Here is a 19,931-nt window from a genome sequence, read left to right as displayed (position 1 = left end):
ACGTCGCGCTCGCACAACGGCCGCGCACGCCAGTTTGCCGCCGGCGGCGTCCCGGACTGGCGCATCGTCCCTGTTCGGGTAAAATACCGCCCTTTTCGCGATCGCGTTGGCGCCGAACGTGCACCGGCGGGTCCGGCATGGCGGGCCGCGATGGGTCGCCGGCCGGTTTCAGCCCCGCGTCAGACTGTCTCGTTGCATCGAATGGACGCGTCGCGCTCCGAAGCCGCAAGCCCGGGCGGCGCGACAATTTTGACCGCCTAGAATAGCGACGGCCAATTAAGTCCAGACGTTGAATCGAGGAAACACACGCAGCACCCACGAAACTCGGGGCTCGCCCGCATGGGCTTTCGCGAGGCTTCGTAATACAGTCGGCAGTAGATTTACCCGCAGTTTCACAACAAGAGTCGAAAAGCGCGCTGCAAGACCGGCAACGGTCATGCAGTCATGATTTGCACAGCGGTGCGCTGTGCGCCGCAGATCACAGCGAGCCCGAAGCTCGCGGCAAACGCGGCGCAGAGTTGGCCGCGTCTTTCGCGGTGTGTCGCAAACGCATCGTCAAGGACCCCCTATGTTCCTTCAAGGCTACGGCCCGCTGCTCCTCAACGGCACCTGGCAGACCGTCAAACTGGCGGTGTTGTCGCTGGCGTTCGCTTTCGTGCTGGGCCTGCTCGGCGCGGCGGCGAAGCTGTCGAAAAACCGTTTCTCCTACGGCGTCGGCACGGTCTACACCACACTCGTGCGCGGCGTGCCCGACCTGGTGCTGATGCTGCTGCTCTTCTACAGCATCCAGATCTGGCTGAACAACCTGACCGACTTGCTTGGCTGGGACCAGATCGACATCGATCCTTTCGTGGCCGGCGTCGCGGTGCTCGGCTTCATTTACGGCGCGTACTTCACCGAGACCTTCCGCGGCGCGTTCCTCGCCGTGCCGCGCGGCCAGCTCGAAGCCGGCGCCGCTTACGGCATGACCGGCTGGCAGGTGTTCTCCCGCGTGATGTTCCCGCAGATGATGCGCTTCGCGCTGCCCGGCATCGGCAACAACTGGCAGGTGATGGTCAAGGCCACCGCGCTGGTATCGATCATCGGCCTCGCCGACGTGGTCAAGGCTTCGCAGGACGCGGGCAAGGGCACGTTGCGGTTCTTCTTCTTCACCCTGTTCGCGGGGGCGATCTATCTCGTCATCACCACAGTGTCCAACTTCGTGCTGATGTACCTCGAAAAGCGTTACTCGACCGGCGTGCGAAAGGCGGATCTATGATCGAGATCATTCAGGAATACTGGCGCAATTATCTCTACACCGACGGCTATCGCATCACCGGCGTCGCAATCACGCTGTGGCTGCTGGTGGTGTCGATCGGGCTCGGCTTCTGTCTGTCGATTCCGCTCGCGGTGGCCCGCGTATCGAAGAAGAAGTGGCTCTCCACGCTGGTGTGGCTGTATACGTACATCTTTCGCGGCACGCCGTTGTATGTGCAACTACTGCTTTGCTACACCGGCTTGTACAGTCTTGAGATCATTCGCAATCACGAACTCACCAATGCGTTCTTCCGCGACGGCATGCATTGCACGCTGCTCGCTTTCACGCTGAACACCTGCGCATACACCACCGAGATTTTCGCCGGCGCGATCAAGGCAACGCCGTACGGCGAGATCGAAGCGGCGCGCGCGTACGGCATGTCGTCGTTCACGCTGTACCGGCGCGTGATTCTGCCGTCGGCCCTGCGCCGCGCATTGCCCTACTACAGCAATGAAGTGATCCTGATGCTGCACGCCACCACCGTCGCGTTCACCGCCACCGTGCCGGACATCCTCAAGATCGCGCGCGATGTGAACTCCGCGACGTATCAGTCGTTCAACGCGTTCGGCATTGCCGCCCTGCTCTATCTGTGCATTTCTTTCGCGCTCGTGTGGCTGTTCCGCCGCGCCGAGCGCCGCTGGCTCGCTTACCTGCGGCCGCAAGGCAAGTAACCCGAGGCACCGCGCCCTCAGCAAGTAAGCACGCCCAAGGATCCTGATGACCACCAAGAAGCAGAAGCTATTCGTCGACGAGCTTCACAAACAGTATGGCGACAACGAAGTGCTCAAGGGCGTGTCGCTCAAGGCCAACGCCGGCGACGTGATCAGCGTGATCGGCTCGTCCGGCTCGGGCAAGAGCACGATGCTTCGCTGCATCAACTTTCTCGAACAGCCGAACTCGGGACGCATCTTCGTCGACGGTGAAGAAGTGCGCACGCAGATCGGCAAGAACGGCGCGCTGCGCGTGTCGGACCCGAAGCAATTGCAGCGGGTGCGCACCAGGCTGTCGATGGTGTTCCAGCACTTCAACCTGTGGTCGCACATGAACGTGCTCGAAAACATCATCGAGGCGCCGGTCAACGTGCTGGGTCTGAAGCGCAAGGAAGCCGAAGACCGAGCTCGCGAATATCTGGAAAAGGTCGGGCTCGCGCCGCGCCTGGAGAAACAGTATCCGTCGCATCTGTCGGGCGGCCAGCAGCAGCGTGTGGCGATTGCCCGCGCGCTGGCCATGCATCCGGATGTGATGCTGTTCGACGAACCGACTTCCGCGCTCGACCCCGAGTTGGTCGGCGAAGTGCTCAAGGTGATGCAGACGCTCGCCGAAGAAGGCCGCACGATGATCGTCGTCACGCATGAAATGGCCTTCGCGCGCAACGTGTCGAATCACGTGATGTTTCTGCATCAAGGCCGGGTGGAAGAAGAAGGCCACCCGGACGAAGTATTCAGGAACACGAAGAGCGACCGGCTCAAGCAGTTCCTTTCCGGCAGCCTCAAATAGAAGCTCAAATAGTGACTTAAACGCAGCCCGCTATTTGGGTTGTAGTCAAAGTAGTATTACAAGGCGCTTTCTAGCGCCTTTTTTGTTTCGCTCACCTGTGCATTCCGGCGATTTCCGCCGCCAAAACCGCTCTCCGCGAGCCGTCCGCCCCCGCGGTTTCGCCCTACTCTGCCGCATTTCAAGCGTCAATAGTGGCAATCCTTAACCTTACCCTCGCCGATCCGTGATTCCCTTGTCACGTAAGGGTTTCCGCGTTTTTCGAAGCGCTTGCAGCAGGTCGTCGCGCACATTGTTATTGCAATTTGGAGACATCGATCAAGGCAGGTACTAATTTCTTCTCCCAGTTCAGGGTATTTTTGATAAATTAGTAACCAAAGTAGCAAAACAAAGTTCATTAAAAGTAGTTTCACTTCAAAGCACAGAGGAGAACCGGTCGGCGAGGGATCGGCATGACGACCAGATAGCCCCAAGGCTACACGTCACGGCAGGAGACCCAATCCACCCGCTAATCTCCCTGGTACCGATTTCTGTTCGGCGCAATCGCGGCCGAGCACCATTCGCAGTACTGGGTTTCACTTTTTGACAGGGTATGGAGGAGAAGATGAAGAAAGCTTTGCTCGCCGCTGCGCTGATGACAGCCGGTGTTGTTGCGCACGCCCAAAGCAGCGTGACGCTGTACGGCCGCCTTGACGCCGGTATCGAATACATGACGGGCGTTCCGCAAGGCTCGAACGCAGCTGGCTCGGCAACGGGCAGCACGAACCGTTGGCGCGCGGAAAGCGGTGACTGGGGTACCAGCCTGTGGGGCTTGAAGGGCGTTGAGGACATTGGTGGTGGCAACAAGGTCCTGTTCCAGTTGGAAGGCTCCTTCAACACCATGACGGGTGCAGGCCCTGGCGGCGGCGGTCTCTTCAATCGTTGGGCAACTGTCGGCCTGTCGAACGACCAGTACGGTACGTTCACGATGGGCCGCATGCTGTACATCTCGAACGGCGTGTGGGACTTCGACCCGTTCGGTCAATCGAACTGGTCGTCGGCGTCGCTGGTGCGTGGCCGCAACTGGCCGCAATCGAGCAACAACTTCGCGTACCAGTCGCCGAAGATCGCCGGCTTTGACTTCTACGGTCAATACGCGCTGTCGAATGCAACGAGCTGGAACGGCAACGGCACGACCGCTCAAGGTCGCGAAGCTGGCGCGCAGATCACCTACACGAGCTCGCTGTTCCAGATTCGCGGTCTGTACGACGAAATCCGCAACCCGGCTAACGGCGTCCTGTACGGCCCGAACGCAAGCACGGTCAACCCGGGCAACATCGGCAACGGCGTATTCGCGGCATCGCGTGAATACTCGGCTCTCGTGAACGTGTTCCTCGGCCAGTTCAAGATTCAGGCGGCTTACCAGGCCGTCCGTTCGGCAGGTGCTCAGGGCGTTCTGCCGGGCCAGCCGACAACTCTGGATCACGAATGGGGCGGTGTGACGTGGCAAGCAACGCCGGCTGCGGCGCTGATTGCAGCGGTCTACCACGTGAACGGCAACAATGGCGCAGGCAACGCGACGATCTACACGGTCGGCGGCTCGTACAACCTGTCCAAGCGCACGCTGCTGGACATCCAGGTCGCGACGACGCAAAACAGCAAGACGGCTAACTACGGCCTGAATGCGAACAACGCAGGTACGTCGACCAGCACGGACAACCCGCTGCCGGGTCATAGCCAGACTGGCGTGTACGCAGGTATTCAACACTCGTTCTAATCGAACGGTGTTCCCCGAAGGGATTTCCTTCGGGGTGTCGTCAAGAGTTCTTCAAGAGAATCTTTTTCACGCTGCTGCGAGAGGCGCGTATCGGTGCGATGTCCGAAAGGGTATCGCACCGTTTTTTATTTGAGCGCGCGGTTTTACCACTGCCTGAGCGCACCGGCGCGGTGCATTCATGGCTGATGTCGTACAGCGGACTACGGTTGGCACATTCCGCCGCTCGGTTCCTGCTTTAAGACAACAAACTCAGCTGCGTCAAACCGCTGCTTCGTTTTCTTCGCCGGTACGAATGCGGATCACGCGCTCCACGTCCGCGACGAAAATCTTGCCGTCGCCGATCTTGCCCGTGCGTGCCGCGCCGATGATCGCATCGATCACCTGGTCGCACTGGTTGTCCGCCACCACCACTTCGATCTTCACTTTCGGCAGAAAGTCGACCACGTACTCTGCACCACGATAGAGCTCGGTGTGGCCTTTCTGACGGCCAAAGCCTTTGACCTCGGTCACGGTCAGCCCGGTGAGGCCGACTTCAGCGAGCGCCTCGCGCACTTCGTCGAGTTTGAACGGTTTGATGACTGCAGTGATGCGCTTCATGGCGAACCTCGTCTCGTGTCTGGAAGAGTGAAAAGGAAAGGGATGATTTTTATTCTACGCCGCGCCGGATGCATTGCGGCAATCCGGCGCGTGCTACGGGTAAGTCCGCAGCGGTTCGCTTAAAGCTCACTCCACCGGTTCGGTGTAGCGCGACGTGATCGGATAACGCCAGTCGCGCCCGAACGCGCGATGCGTGACGCGAATGCCGATCGGCGCCTGACGCCGCTTGTATTCGTTGATCTTGATGAGGCGCGTGACGCGTTTGACGTCGTCGACCGCGTAGCCCGCCGCGACGATTTCGGCGAGCGAGCGGTCCTCTTCCATGTACATGCGCATGATCGCGTCGAGTACGTCGTATTCCGGCAAGCTGTCCTGATCGGTCTGGTTCTCGCGCAGTTCCGCCGACGGCGCGCGCGTCAGAATCCGCTCGGGAATGACGTCCTGCTTGTCGAAGGCAGTAGCCTGGTTGCGGTAGTGGCACAGCCGGTAAACCAGCGTTTTCGCAATGTCCTTGATGACCGCGAAGCCGCCGGCCATGTCGCCGTATAACGTGCAGTAGCCCACGGCCATTTCGCTCTTGTTGCCAGTGGTCAGCACGATCGAGCCGAACTTGTTGGACAGCGCCATCAGCAAGGTGCCGCGAATGCGCGCCTGAATGTTTTCTTCGGTCGCGTCTTCGGCGCGGCCGGCGAACTCTTCCGCGAGCGAGCTGCGGAAGGCGTCGAACATCGGCGCGATCGCGATTTCGTCGTAGCGCACGCCGACGCGGCGCGCCATTTCGGCGGCGTCCGTGGTGGAAATGTCCGCCGTGTAGCGCGACGGCATCATCACCGCGCGCACGCGGTCCGCGCCGAGCGCGTCGCATGCGACGGCCAGCACCAGCGCCGAATCCACGCCGCCCGACAGGCCGATCAGCGCGCCCGGGAAACCGTTCTTGTTGATGTAGTCGCGCACGCCCATCACGAGCGCGGCGTAAACCTGCGCTTCGATCGACTGCTCCGGCGCGATCGGCGCGCGCAGCGGCTTGCCGTCTTCGAATTCGACGATCGCGGTCGCTTCCTCGAACTGCGCCATCTTCGCGACCAGTTCGCCCTGCGCGTCGAGCACGAACGAGCCGCCGTCGAATACCAGTTCGTCCTGCGCGCCGACCATGTTCACGTAGACCATCGGCAGTCCGGTCTCGCGAATCCGCGCGCGCAGAATGTCGAAGCGCACTGCTTCCTTGTTCAGGTGATACGGCGAGCCGTTCGGAATCAGCACCACTTGCGCGCCCGCCGCCTTCGCCATTTGCGCAGCCGACGCATGCCACGCGTCCTCGCAGATCACCACGCCGTACTTCACGCCATCGAGTTCGAACACGAACGGCTGCGGATCCGACGCGAAATAGCGTTTCTCGTCGAACACCTCGGTGTTCGGCAAATCCTGCTTGCGATACGTGCCGCGCACTTCTCCGTCGACGATCAGCGAGGCCGCGTTGAACGTATCGACCGGCGGCACGCCGCGCTCGATCGGCGCGTTTGCATTACCATGGCCGTGCGCCGCGTTATGCGTGATGTCGCGCAGCGGATGGCCGACGATCACATGCAGGCCGGCAAACGGCTTCAGTTGCGTGGCGAGGTCGGCCAGCGCCGCCGCGCTCGCCGCATAGAACGCGGGACGCAACAGCAGATCTTCGGGCGGATAGCCGGACAGCGCGAGTTCAGGCGCGATCAGCAGCTTCGCACCATCGTTGTGCGCGGCACGCGCGGCAGCGACGATTTTCGCGACGTTGCCGGCGAAGTCGCCGACGGTGACATTGATTTGAGCAAGAGCGATTCGGGTCTTCATGGCAGGATCGACAGGCAAGCCGACGTGGCTTGCGAGTACCGCGGCTGGTTAGCTCGACGGAATGGACAAATCGGATAAACGAACGGCGTGGCGCCTGATTTACCGCTAGCGCGCCGCGCCGCTCATTGGGAACAGTCACACAGATTGAACCAGGAACGCTTTGATTATCGCACGGGCATTCTGGCATCGCCCTCCGAGGTGGACGCCGCGGAATGGAATGCCCTGCTCGCGCAGCAGTCGCAGCCCACGCCGTTTCTGCGGCATGAGTTTTTGAGCGCCTTGCATGCGACCCGTTGCGCGGTCGCGGATACCGGCTGGGCGCCGCAATTCGTCACGCTGACGGACCCGCGCACGGACAAGCTCGTGGCCGCCGCGCCGGTGTATCTGAAAGGTCACTCGTACGGGGAGTACGTGTTCGACTGGGCCTGGGCCGACGCCTACAAGCGCAACGGTTTGCCGTATTACCCGAAGCTGTTGTGCGCGGTGCCGTTCACGCCCGTGCAAGGCAACCGGCTGTTGTCGGCGGATACGCATGCGCTCAGGCACCTGGCCGCGACGCTGATGGCGTTCGCCGAGCAGGCCGACGTGTCGTCGCTGCACGTGCTGTTTCCCACCGAAACGGAAGCGACAGCGCTGACCGACATGGGCATGATGCAACGCGAAGGCGTGCAGTTTCATTGGCTCAACGACGGCTATCGCGACTTCGACGATTTCCTCTCCACGCTCGAACAGAAGAAGCGCAAGAACATTCGCGCCGAGCGTCGTAAAGTACACGAGGCCGGCGTGACGATGCGCCGGATTCGCGGCGAGGACATCCAGGACGCGGACTGGCGCTTCTTCAGCAAGTGCTATCGGCAGACGTACCGCGAGCACTTTTCGAGTCCGTATCTGAACCTCGATTTCTTCCGCATGATCGGCGCGTCGATGCCGGAGAATCTGCTGCTCGTGATCGCCGAATACGAAGGCAAGCCGATCGCGAGTTCGCTGGTGGTGTATCAGCGCGACGCGAAAACCGGCGGCACGTTGTATGGCCGCTACTGGGGCGCGCTCGAACACGTGCCGTGCCTGCACTTCGAAACCGCGTATTACCAGCCGCTCGAATTCTGCATCGAGGAAAAGCTCGGCGCGTTCGAAGGCGGCGCCCAGGGCGAGCACAAGATGGCCCGCGGCTTCCTGCCCACGGTGACGCGTTCGGCGCACTGGCTCGCGCATCCCGCTTTCGCCGATGCGGTCGGCCACTTTCTCGACAACGAAAAGAACAGCATCCACGCGTATGTGGACGAGCTGCGCGAACACAATCCGTTCAAAGGCTGATGCGCATTCATGGCCTGGTTTCTCTATCTGCTCGAATGCTCGGACGGCAGCGTCTATACCGGCATCGCCGTCGATGTGCAGGCGCGCTTCGACAAACACATGAGTGGCGAAGGCGCGCGTTATACGCGTTCGCGCAAGCCGGTGCAGGTGCTGGCGTCGTTCGAATTGACGGATCGGTCTGCTGCTTCGCGCGCGGAGTATTGGGTCAAACGGCTGTCGCCTTCCGAGAAGCGGGCGCTTGCAGCCGGACTGCGCACGCTCGAATCGGTGATGCCGTTGCCCGAACCCGAGCCGGTTGTCGACGAAGAACAAGCTGAGGAAAAAACCGGCGCGTCCTGAAAACGCTTCAGGCTCGTCCTTCTTCCTCGCGCCGCCGCGTGCTATCCCCTCGCCTCACGCATCCGCTCGTTGAGCAGCCGGTGCATCAGCGCAAGCTCCCCCACCGCATCGGCTTCCAGTGAAGTCAGCCCTTCTCGCGCGGGGAGCCCAAGGCGCACCGGCCGCAAGGTGCGACTCAACGCGGCGTCGATGTCCGCGCTCACGGTCGCGATCCACGCGCCGAGTTCATCGTGCATGTCGCGCCGGTTTGTACTCAGGCGCAGTTGCGTCGCGGTGCCGGCCATTCTTCGCAAGAGGCTCAACACGGTCAGCGTGACCGTGTCGACCATCGTGTCCTCGAGTTTTTCGAGGCGCATGCGCCCGATGGCTTCCTCTGCGTTATTGCTGCCCAGACCCGCGGCACGTCGCAAGCGCTCCATCTCTTTCTCGCTGCGGCGAGGCGATTCCAGCGCGGCTCTCAGATAGGCGAGATTGGCGCGCACCGCCTCGCCCAGATACGCGCGATAGTCGATCTTTTCGCGCGTCGGCCAGAGATAGAACGTGGCCAGCAGCGCCAATACGCAACCGAGCACGTTGTTGCCGAGCCGCGTGAGCGCATAGGCGAATTCGCTGGCGCCCGGCGTCGCGAAGTCGGCGACCAGCACGAAGGTCGGCGTGAGGAACAGCACGAAAAGGCTGTAGCTCACCGGACGCAGCGCCATGGTCGCCATCACCAGCGGAAACACCGCGAGCGAAATGCCGAGCGGCGAATGGATCGCGTAACCGATCGCCGCCGCCAGCACGCCGCCGACAATGCTGCCCGCCGCACGCTCGATACTGCGCGGCCAGGTCGCGGCAATCGACGGTTGCAGGATCAGCAGCGTCGCCATGGTGGCCCAGTAGCCGAACGGCAGACCGAGCGCGCGGATCACGAGAAAGCCGGTGGTGGTCGTCACGCCGACGCGGGCCGCATGCCGCAAGCCCACGGACTCGACGGACAGGTTGGCCTTGAAGGTGGACCAGATGCGCGTGAAAAGCCGCGCGGCGCTGTCGCGCCAGCCTTCGGGCTGCGCGTGCACCGGCGCGAAGTCGACCAGTTCGAAATCGGACTTCAGCGTCACCGGTTCCATCAAGGCGGTTTCGAGCCGCCGCGCGAACCGCCGCAAGCGCAGTTGCAAATCGGCGAGACGGGCCCACTGTGCGTCGTTGGCGGCCGCGCCGATGCCGCGCAGCACGTCGCCCATGACCGTCAGGAGCCGGGCCGCGCGTTGCGCGCGCCATGCGTGGTCCGGGACTCGTTCACATGCGCCGGAGACGGCGATCAGATACGCGAACAACGCTTCGCTGTCGGTCAGCAAGCCGAGCAGCGTGTCGTAGGTTTCGCGGCCGCCCGTTCTCGACGCGGGTACGCGCGCCAGCACCTTGCGCGAGCGCTCCAGCGCGGCGCGCGCATCGGCGCGAAATTTCGCGGCATGCGTGGCCCACTCGCCGCGTGCCGCGCGCCGTTCGAGCAGCCGCGCGCTGTCCACCGCGAGATCGGCGAGACGCAGGTACACGGCGCGCAGCGACGAGCGGCTCGTGCCGAACGGATGGATGCGCCAGACCGTCAGACTGAGCGCCACGGCAAACAGACATCCGACCAGATAGATGCCGAGAAACGCCATGCCTTGCCGAACGCTATGCATCGGCCGGTCGACCATCACGACGCATGCGGTGGCCGCGAGAATCGTCACCTGTGACGTGGCGGCGCCCCAGATCCTGCCGAACGCGCCGAGTGTCGTGAACACCAGCACCGCGAGCGCGGCGAACACAGCCCCCGCTCCGGAAGCGTAAGCCGTCAGGCCGCCGCACAGCGTGGACAGCACCGCGAAGCCCATCATCGATGCAAAGCGGGCGCGATTGGAGCCGGCCGCATCGGCGAGGCAGGTCCAGAACGCGCCGATCGCCGCCCACGCGAATAACGGTTCGTGCAGCACATTGCCGAGCGCGAGCATGGCCGTCGACGCACAGGCCGCTCGCAAGCCTTCGGAGAGGCTGGCTTCGCTGGTCGAAAACGACACCATCCATACCGGCCGCTTGCGGTAGATCGCGCTGGCGACGGCATACAGCCAGTTCGACCAGCGTTGCGACGAAGACGACGGGTTGGACTTGCGATTCAGCATCCGAAAGATGGGCTCCAGGAAACGCGGATTGACGTTGCGTCAGCGCAGCGTGAGGGCTGGCGCCAGGCACGCGCATGCAGGCGGCCAATAATACGGGTTTACACGTAGATATAAAAATGGCTTCGGTTCATCCTGTCGATGCACTGCGTCTATGTGCCCGCCCTCCAGGACTACGCGGCGCGCGCCGGCCACGTGTTTCGACTAGCCATGAAAAAACCGCGCGGCCTTTGCAGGCTCGCGCGGTTTTTTCTATTCACCGGGTGTGACGCAGCTTACTTCTTGTAGTTCGCGGCGCCTTCGGTGATTTCCTTGTGCGCGGCTTCGATGTCCGCCCAGCCCTCGACCTTCACCCACTTGCCCTTCTCGAGCGCCTTGTATTGCTCGAAAAAGTGCTTGATCTGGTCTTTCAGGTACGCCGGGACGTCCTCGATCGACTTCAGGTTGGCGGTCATCGGGCAGACCTTGTCGTGCGGGACGGCGACCAGCTTCGCGTCCACGCCGGATTCGTCGGTCATTTGCAGCATGCCGAGTGCGCGGGCACGCACCACCGAGCCGGCCAGCAGCGGGAACGGCGTGATCACCAGCACGTCGACCGGGTCGCCGTCGCCCGACAGCGTTTGCGGAATGTAGCCGTAGTTCGCAGGATAGCGCATGCCCGTGCTGATGAAACGATCGACGTGGAGCAGGCCCGTTTCCTTATCCGCCTCATACTTCACCGGATCGCTTTGCGCCGGGATTTCGATGATGACGTTGAAATCTTGCGGAAGGTCTTTGCCTGCGGGGACGTTATTGAAGCTCATGAGCGCTCTCTGGTCGGGATGGAATTCGGAACACGGCGTGCGGCGCGCTCGCTCGAACGGGATGCAACGTGAAACTCGCCTCGAGCAGCGGCGCTGCGGCCGGACAGTGCGGAATACGCCATTATAGCCAATCGGCCGATGGCATCCCTCGTTGGATCGGGGCGATAATCGTCTGGCGTCTCTCGATTGTGCCTCTCGTTTGTGAACACCACGTCACCGCAGCGCGGTGCTCGTGACACCTCAAGGAGCATGCATGGAAGAAGCCCGGCATTTCATCGGCGGCGAATGGTCCGCCGCATCAGGCGGCGAAACGATCGCCGTACTCGATCCCTCGGACGGCCAGCCCTTCACCCAACTCGCGCGCGGCACCGCGGCGGATATCGACGCCGCCGTGCACGCCGCGCGCCGCGCGTTCGAAGGCCCCTGGGGTCAAGCCAGCGCCGCCGAACGCGGCCGCATCCTGTACCGGCTGTCCATGCTGGTCGCCGCGCGCCAGGAAGAACTCGCCCAACTCGAAGCGCGCGACACCGGCAAGCCGCTCAAGCAGGCGCGCGCCGATTCGGCCGCCCTCGCCCGCTATTTCGAGTTTTACGCCGGCGCGGCGGACAAGTTGCACGGCGAAACGCTGCCCTATCAAGCCGGCTATACGGTGCTGACCATCCGCGAGCCGCACGGCGTGACCGGCCATATCGTGCCGTGGAATTACCCCATGCAGATTTTCGGGCGCAGCGTCGGCGCGGCGCTCGCCGCCGGCAACGCATGCGTCGTCAAACCGGCCGAGGATGCGTGCCTGACCGTGTTGCGCGTCGCCGAACTGGCTGCTGAAGCGGGTTTGCCTGCCGGCGCGCTGAATATAGTGACCGGCTTCGGCCATGAAGCGGGCGCGGCGCTCGCGCGTCATCCCGGCATCGATCACATTTCGTTCACCGGCTCGCCGGATACCGGCAAGCTCGTCACGCAAATGGCCGCCGAGAATCACGTGCCGGTCACGCTCGAACTCGGCGGCAAGTCGCCGCAAATCGTTTTCGCCGACGCGGACCTCGACGCGGCGCTGCCCGTGCTGGTGTCGGCGATCGTGCAAAACGCCGGGCAGACCTGCTCGGCGGGTAGCCGCGTGCTGATCGACCGGGCCATTTACGAACCCTTGCTCGACCGGCTGAGCGGCGCATTTCACGCCTTGCGCGTCGGCCCTTCGCAGGCCGACCTCGACTGCGGGCCGCTGATCAACGCGAAACAGCAGCGGCGCGTGTGGGATTTCCTCTCGGATGCGCAACACGACGGTATCGCCATGGCGGCGCACGGCGAGGTGATTCCCGAAGCACCGGAAAGCGGCTTCTATCAGGCGCCCACGCTGCTGCGCGACGTGCCCGCGAGCCACCGCCTCGCTCGCGACGAAGTGTTCGGCCCCGTACTCGCCGCCATGTCGTTCAGCGACGAAGACGAAGCGTTGAAGCTCGCAAACGGCACGCCGTTCGGCCTCGTCGCCGGCATCTGGACACGCGACGGCGCACGGCAGATGCGGCTCGCCCGACGTTTGCGCTCCGGCCAGGTGTTCATCAACAACTATGGCGCGGGCGGCGGCGTCGAACTGCCGTTCGGCGGCGTCAAGCATTCAGGCCACGGGCGTGAAAAGGGCTTCGAGGCGTTGTACGGCTTCACGGCGCTCAAGACCATCGCGATCAAACATGGTTAGCAGGCAGACGCATCACCATCCACAACAAACAGCGGAGACATTATGCGGTTGACAGGTAAAACAGCCATCGTCACGGGTGGCGGCTCGGGTTTCGGTGAAGGCATTGCGAAGACGTACGCGCGCGAAGGCGCGAACGTGGTGGTCAACGATCTGAACGGTCCCGCCGCCGAGCGCGTGGCGAGCGAAATCGCGTTGGCCGGCGGCAAGGCAATCGCGGTGGCGGGCAATGTCGCTCAACGTGAGGACTGGCAAAAGCTGCGCGAGGCCGCGCTTGAAGACTTCGGCAGCGTGCAGATCGTCGTCAACAACGCGGGCACCACGCATCGCAACAAGCCGGTGATGGATGTGACGGAAGCCGAATTCGATCGCGTCTATGCGGTGAACGTGAAGAGCATCTACTGGAGCGTGCAGGAATTCGTGCCGTATTTCCGCGAGCAAGGCGGCGGCTGCTTCATCAATATTGCGTCCACGGCGGGTGTGCGGCCGCGCCCCGGGCTCGTCTGGTACAACGGCAGCAAAGGCGCGGTGATTATCGCAAGCAAGTCGCTGGCGGTCGAACTCGGTCCGGACCGCATACGCGTGAACTGCGTGAATCCGGTGATCGGAGAAACGGCGCTGCTGTCCGAATTCATGGGCGTCGAAGATACGCCGGAAAACCGCCAGCGCTTTCTCGCCGGCATTCCGCTCGGGCGTTTCTCGACGCCGCAGGACATTGCCAACGCCGCGCTTTACCTGGCTTCCGACGATGCGGAGTTCATCACCGGCGTGTGTCTGGAAGTGGACGGCGGGCGTTGCGTGTAGCGCCGCGCCGCATCTGGCCCGCGAGGGTTTCGTGTGCAGCGGCCCTCGCCGCAGTCAGTGTTTTCCCCGGGTATTCATTCGTCATGCAGAGCACGCAGCGCGGATAGAATCGATCGACGGCGGTACTTCAATTCCACAAGAAAAGAGGAGACACCATGGCTAGTCCCGCAAATCCGCTCCACCATCCCGGCGCGGGTGCGCCGCCTTCGACTTTCGAAGAGGCCACCTACCGCAAGGTCAGTTGGCGGCTCGCGCCGCTTCTCATGCTCTGTTACGTGGTCGCGTATCTGGATCGCGTCAACGTCGGTTTCGCCAAGCTGCAAATGACCAGCGATCTTGGGCTGAGCGATGCCGTGTATGGTTTCGGCGCCGGGATTTTCTTTGTCGGCTATTTCATCTTCGAGATTCCGAGCAACGTGATTTTGCATAAGGTCGGCGCGCGAGTGTGGATTGCGCGGATCATGGTGTCGTGGGGCGTAATCTCCATGCTGACCATGTTCGTTACTACGCCGACCATGTTCTATGTGATGCGGTTTTTGCTTGGTCTTGCCGAGGCGGGGTTCTTCCCAGGCATCATTCTGTATCTCACCTACTGGTATCCGGCGCATAGGCGCGGCCGCATGACAACGTGGTTCATGACGGCAATCGCGTTGTCGGGCGTGATCGGCGGGCCGGTGTCGGGTTATATCCTGAAGACCTTTAACGGCTTGAACGGCTGGCATGGCTGGCAGTGGCTGTTTCTGCTCGAAGGAATTCCTTCGGTGATCGTCGGGATCATGGTGTTCGCCATGCTGGACGATCGGATTTCGAAGGCGAAGTGGTTGACCAAGGAAGAGCAGCAGTTGCTTGAGCGGCATGTTTCCGCAGAAGAAGCGACCAAACATGACATGCCGATTCGCCAGGTGTTCACGAGTGGGCGTGTGTTGATGCTCAGTCTTACGTACTTTTCGTTTGTGATGGGCTTGTACGGCGTGAGCTTCTGGTTGCCTACCATCATTAAGGCGACCGGTGTGACGGATGCGTTCATGATCGGATTGCTTTCGGCGATTCCGTTCGCGGGTGCTGTGGTCGCGATGGTGTTCGTGTCGCGTAGCGCCGACCGTAAGCGCGAGCGGCGCTGGCATATTGCGCTGCCTGCGTTTGCGGGGGCGATCGGGCTGGTGCTTTCCGTGGTTTGGGCGCATAACACCGTGCTGGCGATGGCGTCGCTGACGCTTGCGACGATGGGCATTCTTACGACCTTGCCGCTGTTTTGGAGTTTGCCTACGGCGATTCTGGCGGGGACGGGAGCGGCTGCCGGCATCGCCATGATCAATTCGATCGGGAATCTGGCTGGGTTTCTTAGCCCCTATGCGGTGGGCTGGCTCAAGCAGGCGACGGCCGCGAACGACTCGGGCATGTATATGCTGGCGGCGTTCATGGTGCTCGGCGGTTTGCTGGCGATCAGTGTGCCGGCGAAGATGGTGAATAAGTGAGGGATTGAGTTTCGGGCCTTGGCGGTGATTCACTGCTGAGGCTTTGCCTTGATCTGCGAAGGAGCAACTAATCCACTGCTGAATAGGCTGATAACGCGCGTCGGCCGCCTACCCATCACGGGTCGCTCAGAGCCCGGCTCTCGACTTTTCGCCATGCGTGTCGCAAAGATTCGCCGCACACGGCGCCGACCGTTCCATCGACACAGATCACCTCATCGAGAATCGCGGCGCATTGGCGCCATTCAATGCGCTCGTGCAATCCGTGCGTAACGCACGGCTTAACGCGTGCCGCTACCGGACACGCAGACACGCCGACAGGCAGCGCAGCGCACGGGCGAGGACTCGAAACCGCTCTGTTTTTTAACCGATCCTTAACCGCAAAATCTCAATGTTCAGTCCGGCGATGTCAGGCTCCAGACTCTGCGCGATATTGCGAAATGCAATGCCGCTATTAAACCCATTGCATTGCCAACATGTACCGCGGAGCCGTATCTTCGTTTCCATTCAAGGAGACGCATATGAAGATCGCATTTCTGGGCGCCGGCGCGCTAGGCTGCGCCATCGGTGCCGCGCTGACCGAAGGCGGCCATGAGACATGGCTCGTAGACCGGTTCGCCGCACATGTCGAAGCGATGTCCCGCGACGGCCTCCAGGTCGACGAAGAGCGCGGCACGCGCCGCGTCAAGGTTCGCGCCACGATGAATCCGGCAGAAGTCGGCCCCGTCGACCTCGTGATCGTGCTGGTCAAGTCCTTTCATACCGATCAGGCGATGCGCGGCGCGCTCGATCTCGTCGGTCCCGAAACGCTCGTGCTGTCGCTGCAGAACGGCCTCGGTCACGAAGACGTCCTGAGAGAAATTGTCGGACGTGAGCGCGTGCTCGCCGGCAAGACGTATGTCGGCGGCGTGTTGCGTGCGCCGGGCCATATCCAGTCCGGCGTGACGGGCAAACTCACGATCATCGGCGAACTCGACGGCCGCATCACGCCTCGCGCGCAGGCTATTGCGGAGGCATTCAACCGCGCCGGCCTGACCACCACGGTCAGCGACAACATTCTCGGCACCATGTGGGACAAGCTGCTCATAAACGTCGCGACGGGCGCGATCACGGGCATCACGCGTCTCACCTACGGGCAGCTCTACGACGAGCCCATTCTGAAAGCGACGTCGCTCGCGGCGATCGAAGAAGCGATGGCTGCCGCCAAAGCCGCCGGCGTCGCGCTTTCCATTTCCAATGCCGAACACGCCTGGAATATGGCCGCCGAAGGCCTTTCGCCCGCATTCAAGACTTCGATGCTGCAAAGCCTCGAGAAGTCCTCGATTACCGAAATCGACTTCATCAACGGCGCGGTTGTGCGCTGGGGCGAACGCCTTGGCGTGCCGACGCCGGTGAATTCGACGCTCGTCGCCTGCATCAAGGGTATCGAACGCGCGATGACGGACCGCCAGAACGAAGGAGCCGCAGCATGAGCGCAACGAAAGCCTATCTCGAGCACGTCGCCATCCGGGTGAAGGACATCCACTGGCATATCCGCTTCTTCGAACACGTGCTCGGCATGACGATGCGAGAAGTCGACGGCACGCGCGAGGAGCCGCGTCAGTACTGGACGCTGGGCGGTCTGCAGTTGGTCAGCGCGCCGCAGCATGAAGGCCCCGAAGGCCGGCTCGCGCATCTCGGCGTGATGTGTGAGGACCTGGAGGCCGCACTGGCTGCCGCGCAAGCGTTCGGCGTTACCGAAATGCCGCAGGGTCGCAACTGGCTGCGTCTGCCCGATGGCCTCGCCGTCGAGCTCATTCAGGCCAAACCTGCCGTATGCGTCACGCAGGCGCTGGCGATTAACCCACGCGCGGAGGCGTAAGCATGAGCACCATCAACATCACCGAAAAATACTGGGACGATGCGCGCGAAGGCGACGAGTGCGTAAGCCCCCCCTACACCGTCACGAAAGAACGCATCCTCGCGTACGCGGATCTGACGGGCGATCACACGCCTGTCCACGTCGATGAGGAATACGCGAACGCGAGCCATTTCGGCTGCATCGTCGCGCACGGTTTGTTTGGCTTGTCGATCGCCGATGGTCTGAAGACGCAGAGCGCTTATCGCTTTCTGCCCGGCATGTCGCTCGGCTGGACCTGGGACTTTCTGCTGCCGATCAAGGTCAACGACGTGCTGCACGTGAAGTTCCGCGTCGGCTCCATGCGTGCGAGCAAGAGCAAGCCGGATTGGGGCATCGTCGTGTTGCCCTCCGAGTTGATCAATCAGAACGGCGAAGTCGTTCAACGTGGCGAGCATCGGCTGATGATCCCGCGCCGCCCGGGAGCGAACTAATGCAAGCCCGTCCCCTCGAAGGTATTCGCGTCGTCGATTACAGCCACTTTCTTGCCGGCCCTTATGTCGGACGATGCCTCGCGGCACTCGGCGCGGAAGTCATCAAGGTCGAGCGTCCCGGCAGCGGCGACGCCGGCCGTCAGCACGCCACGATTCTCGACGATCAGCAAAGCGCCTATTTCCTGCAGCTCAACATGGGCAAGCGCGGCGTCAGCGTCAACATGAAGGATCCGCGCGGCAAGGCGTTCATGGAGCGTCTGTGCGATTCAGCGGATGTGTTCATCGAGAACTATCGGCCGGGCGCGCTGGATAAGCTCGGCCTCGGTTATGCCGCGTTGTCCGGGCGCAATCCGGGCCTCGTCTACTGCTCGATCTCGGCTTATGGACACACGGGACCGGACGCGCATCGCGCGGGCTTTGGTCTCATCGCGGAGGCGAAGAGCGGCATCATGCAGATGATCGGCAATCCGGGCGAGCCGCCGCCGCTCATGCGCATTTCGCTCGGCGACATGTACACCGGCATTCACGCGGTCGCCGCCATCAACGCCGCGCTGCTCGGCCGCGTGAAGAGCGGACGCGGTCAGCATATCGACATGGCGCTGTATGACACACTCTTCTCGATGCATGAATATGCGGTCCAGTGCTACACGATGCAAGGCGTGGTGCCGGAGCAAACCGGCCACGACATGCCGACATCGACGTTGTACGGCGTGTTTCGCGCGGCCGACGGCGATCTCGTCATCGCCGCCCAGGTGGATGATTCCTGGAAGCGATTCGCAACGGTCGTCGAGCAGTACGGCGGTCCGGCCGGGTTTGGCGCCGATGCGCGGTTTCATAGCCTGAACGGCCGCAACGCCAATCGCGAGGAGATTCTCACGGTCGTGAAAGCGTGGGTGGCCGCGCGCGCCGTTGCGGAGGTGCTGGCGCTGCTCGACAGCGTCGATGTCCCGAGCGCGAAGGTTCAGCGCATCGACGAGGTCGTCGCCGATCCCCAGATCGTCGCGCGCGGCATGGTGATCGAGCAGGAGCATCCGCGCTTCGGAAAACTGCGGCTTCCGAACCTGCCGTTCCGCTTCTCCGACTGCGACACGTCCATCCACGAGGTCGGCCCCGATCTCGGTCAGCACAACGCGGAGGTCGCGCAATCGCTGGGCTTTAGCGCAGCGGAAATCGACGCAATGCAGACCGATGGCGTGCTGTTTTCGAAACCGGGGGCGTGATGAGCGATCGATACGCGGTAATCGGCAATCCGATCGGGCATACGAAATCGCCCCTGATCCATGGTCTTTTCGCAGAGGAGACCGGACAGGACATGACGTACGGCGCCATCGAAGCGCCGCTGGAACCGGCCAACGCCTTCGAAGAGACGGTGAGAACCTTCATCGCCGCGGGCGGCAAGGGCATGAACGTCACTGCGCCGTTCAAGCTGCAGGCGTTCGCCATAGCGGACGAGCGCAGCGAAAGGGCTACGCTCGCGGGCGCCGTCAATGCGATGAAGTTCGAGAACGGCCGCATCGTGGCGGAGAACTTCGACGGCGTGGGCCTTGTGCGTGACATCGAAATCAACCTGCATCAGCCGATTGCGGGCAAGCGCGTGCTCGTGCTGGGCGCGGGCGGTGCGGTGCGCGGCGCGTTGCTCCCCTTCATTGCGGCGCGGCCCGCGCGACTGGTCATCGCTAACCGGCATGTGGAGAAAGCGCAGGCGCTAGTCGAACAGGTCGCGGCGGACGCAACGCTCACCGCGTGCGGCTACGCGGAACTCGAATCGATGGAACAGTTCGACCTCGTTGTCAACGCAACGTCTGCAAGCCTGACCGGGCAACTGCCGCCTGTTCCACCGAGCGTCTTCAGCGGGGGCGGCACCGCCTATGAACTCGCGTACGGCAAGGGCCTCACGCCGTTCCTGCGGCTCGCGCGCAACGCGGGTGCGCAAGGTATTGCCGATGGCGTCGGCATGCTGGTCGAACAGGCCGCCGAAGCATTCGCATGGTGGCGGGGCGCGCGTCCGTGCACGCGCGCGATCATCGACCGTCTCACCGTGCCGCTCGATTGACGACAGCCCGCCTATT

General features: G+C 62.6%; 18 protein-coding genes. 14 read left to right on the top strand and 4 right to left on the bottom strand.

Annotated elements, in window-relative coordinates; genetic code table 11:
• The first annotated feature begins 568 nt into the window (after positions 1–568).
• The 4 genes from B0G80_RS21195 to B0G80_RS21180 all read left to right on the top strand — a co-directional run bounded on the left by B0G80_RS21195 (position 569) and on the right by B0G80_RS21180 (position 4,547).
• Complete coding sequence (locus B0G80_RS21195) at positions 569–1,258, top strand: ABC transporter permease (protein ID WP_106280035.1); 690 nt, start codon at positions 569–571, stop codon at positions 1,256–1,258.
• Complete coding sequence (locus tag B0G80_RS21190) at positions 1,255–1,968, top strand: ABC transporter permease (protein WP_106280033.1); 714 nt, start codon at positions 1,255–1,257, stop codon at positions 1,966–1,968. Before B0G80_RS21195 ends, B0G80_RS21190 begins: the two co-directional genes overlap by 4 nt.
• Before the next feature lie 46 nt (positions 1,969–2,014).
• Positions 2,015–2,794 carry an ABC transporter ATP-binding protein gene (locus B0G80_RS21185; protein WP_106280031.1) on the top strand — a complete coding sequence of 260 codons (780 nt, stop codon included), beginning with the start codon at positions 2,015–2,017 and terminating at the stop codon, positions 2,792–2,794.
• A 601-nt stretch (positions 2,795–3,395) separates the two neighbouring features.
• A complete protein-coding gene (locus B0G80_RS21180; RefSeq protein ID WP_116119285.1) occupies positions 3,396–4,547 on the top strand; it encodes a porin in 1,152 nt (383 codons plus the stop codon).
• Between the two features lie 258 nt (positions 4,548–4,805).
• Here B0G80_RS21180 and glnK read toward each other — a convergent pair whose 3' ends face one another.
• Positions 4,806–5,144, bottom strand: a complete 339-nt coding sequence (gene glnK, locus B0G80_RS21175; protein ID WP_006048444.1) for a P-II family nitrogen regulator — start codon at positions 5,142–5,144, stop codon at positions 4,806–4,808.
• A gap of 126 nt (positions 5,145–5,270) precedes the next feature.
• On the bottom strand, positions 5,271–6,971 hold the full coding sequence (locus B0G80_RS21170) for an NAD+ synthase (RefSeq protein ID WP_116119284.1): 1,701 nt from the start codon (positions 6,969–6,971) through the stop codon (positions 5,271–5,273).
• Positions 6,972–7,115: 144 nt separating this feature from the next.
• On the opposite strand from B0G80_RS21170, the gene B0G80_RS21165 reads away from it, so the two are divergent.
• Positions 7,116–8,285, top strand: a complete 1,170-nt coding sequence (locus B0G80_RS21165) for a GNAT family N-acetyltransferase (RefSeq protein WP_106280026.1) — start codon at positions 7,116–7,118, stop codon at positions 8,283–8,285.
• A 9-nt stretch (positions 8,286–8,294) separates the two neighbouring features.
• Entirely contained in the window at positions 8,295–8,624 is a 330-nt protein-coding gene (locus tag B0G80_RS21160) for a GIY-YIG nuclease family protein (RefSeq protein ID WP_116119283.1), read from the top strand.
• 41 nt (positions 8,625–8,665) lie between these two features.
• On the opposite strand, the gene B0G80_RS21155 is transcribed toward B0G80_RS21160, so the two are convergent.
• Positions 8,666–10,765: an FUSC family protein gene (locus B0G80_RS21155; RefSeq protein WP_116119282.1), complete on the bottom strand. Its 2,100-nt coding sequence runs from the start codon at positions 10,763–10,765 to the stop codon at positions 8,666–8,668.
• Positions 10,766–11,037: 272 nt separating this feature from the next.
• Positions 11,038–11,565 (bottom strand): inorganic diphosphatase, encoded by a 528-nt coding sequence (gene ppa / locus B0G80_RS21150; protein ID WP_106280020.1) that lies wholly within the window; start codon positions 11,563–11,565, stop codon positions 11,038–11,040.
• A gap of 253 nt (positions 11,566–11,818) precedes the next feature.
• Between ppa and B0G80_RS21145 the strand changes: the two genes are divergently transcribed.
• The 8 genes from B0G80_RS21145 (at position 11,819) to aroE (ending at position 19,915) form a co-directional block, all read left to right on the top strand.
• Positions 11,819–13,258: an aldehyde dehydrogenase family protein gene (locus B0G80_RS21145; RefSeq protein ID WP_116119281.1), complete on the top strand. Its 1,440-nt coding sequence runs from the start codon at positions 11,819–11,821 to the stop codon at positions 13,256–13,258.
• A 42-nt stretch (positions 13,259–13,300) separates the two neighbouring features.
• The gene (locus B0G80_RS21140; protein WP_116119280.1) at positions 13,301–14,059 is read left to right on the top strand and encodes an SDR family oxidoreductase; all 759 of its coding nucleotides are present in this window, start codon (positions 13,301–13,303) and stop codon (positions 14,057–14,059) included.
• 155 nt (positions 14,060–14,214) lie between these two features.
• The gene (locus B0G80_RS21135; protein ID WP_116119279.1) at positions 14,215–15,534 is read left to right on the top strand and encodes an MFS transporter; all 1,320 of its coding nucleotides are present in this window, start codon (positions 14,215–14,217) and stop codon (positions 15,532–15,534) included.
• 518 nt (positions 15,535–16,052) lie between these two features.
• Positions 16,053–17,003: a ketopantoate reductase family protein gene (locus tag B0G80_RS21130; protein WP_116119278.1), complete on the top strand. Its 951-nt coding sequence runs from the start codon at positions 16,053–16,055 to the stop codon at positions 17,001–17,003.
• Entirely contained in the window at positions 17,000–17,392 is a 393-nt protein-coding gene (locus B0G80_RS21125) for a VOC family protein (protein WP_116119277.1), read from the top strand. Before B0G80_RS21130 ends, B0G80_RS21125 begins: the two co-directional genes overlap by 4 nt.
• A gap of 2 nt (positions 17,393–17,394) precedes the next feature.
• Positions 17,395–17,862 (top strand): MaoC family dehydratase, encoded by a 468-nt coding sequence (locus tag B0G80_RS21120; protein WP_106280009.1) that lies wholly within the window; start codon positions 17,395–17,397, stop codon positions 17,860–17,862.
• Complete coding sequence (locus tag B0G80_RS21115) at positions 17,862–19,082, top strand: CaiB/BaiF CoA-transferase family protein (protein WP_116119276.1); 1,221 nt, start codon at positions 17,862–17,864, stop codon at positions 19,080–19,082. Before B0G80_RS21120 ends, B0G80_RS21115 begins: the two co-directional genes overlap by 1 nt.
• On the top strand, positions 19,082–19,915 hold the full coding sequence (aroE, locus tag B0G80_RS21110; protein ID WP_116119275.1) for a shikimate dehydrogenase: 834 nt from the start codon (positions 19,082–19,084) through the stop codon (positions 19,913–19,915). The genes B0G80_RS21115 and aroE overlap by 1 nt, the downstream gene beginning before the upstream one ends.
• Positions 19,916–19,931: the final 16 nt, after the last annotated feature.

It is taken from the genome of Paraburkholderia sp. BL6669N2 (assembly GCF_003387275.1).
Lineage (GTDB): Bacteria > Pseudomonadota > Gammaproteobacteria > Burkholderiales > Burkholderiaceae > Paraburkholderia.
Note: the sequence above shows the minus strand (reverse complement) of the source record. Positions and strands in the feature narration are given on the sequence as shown.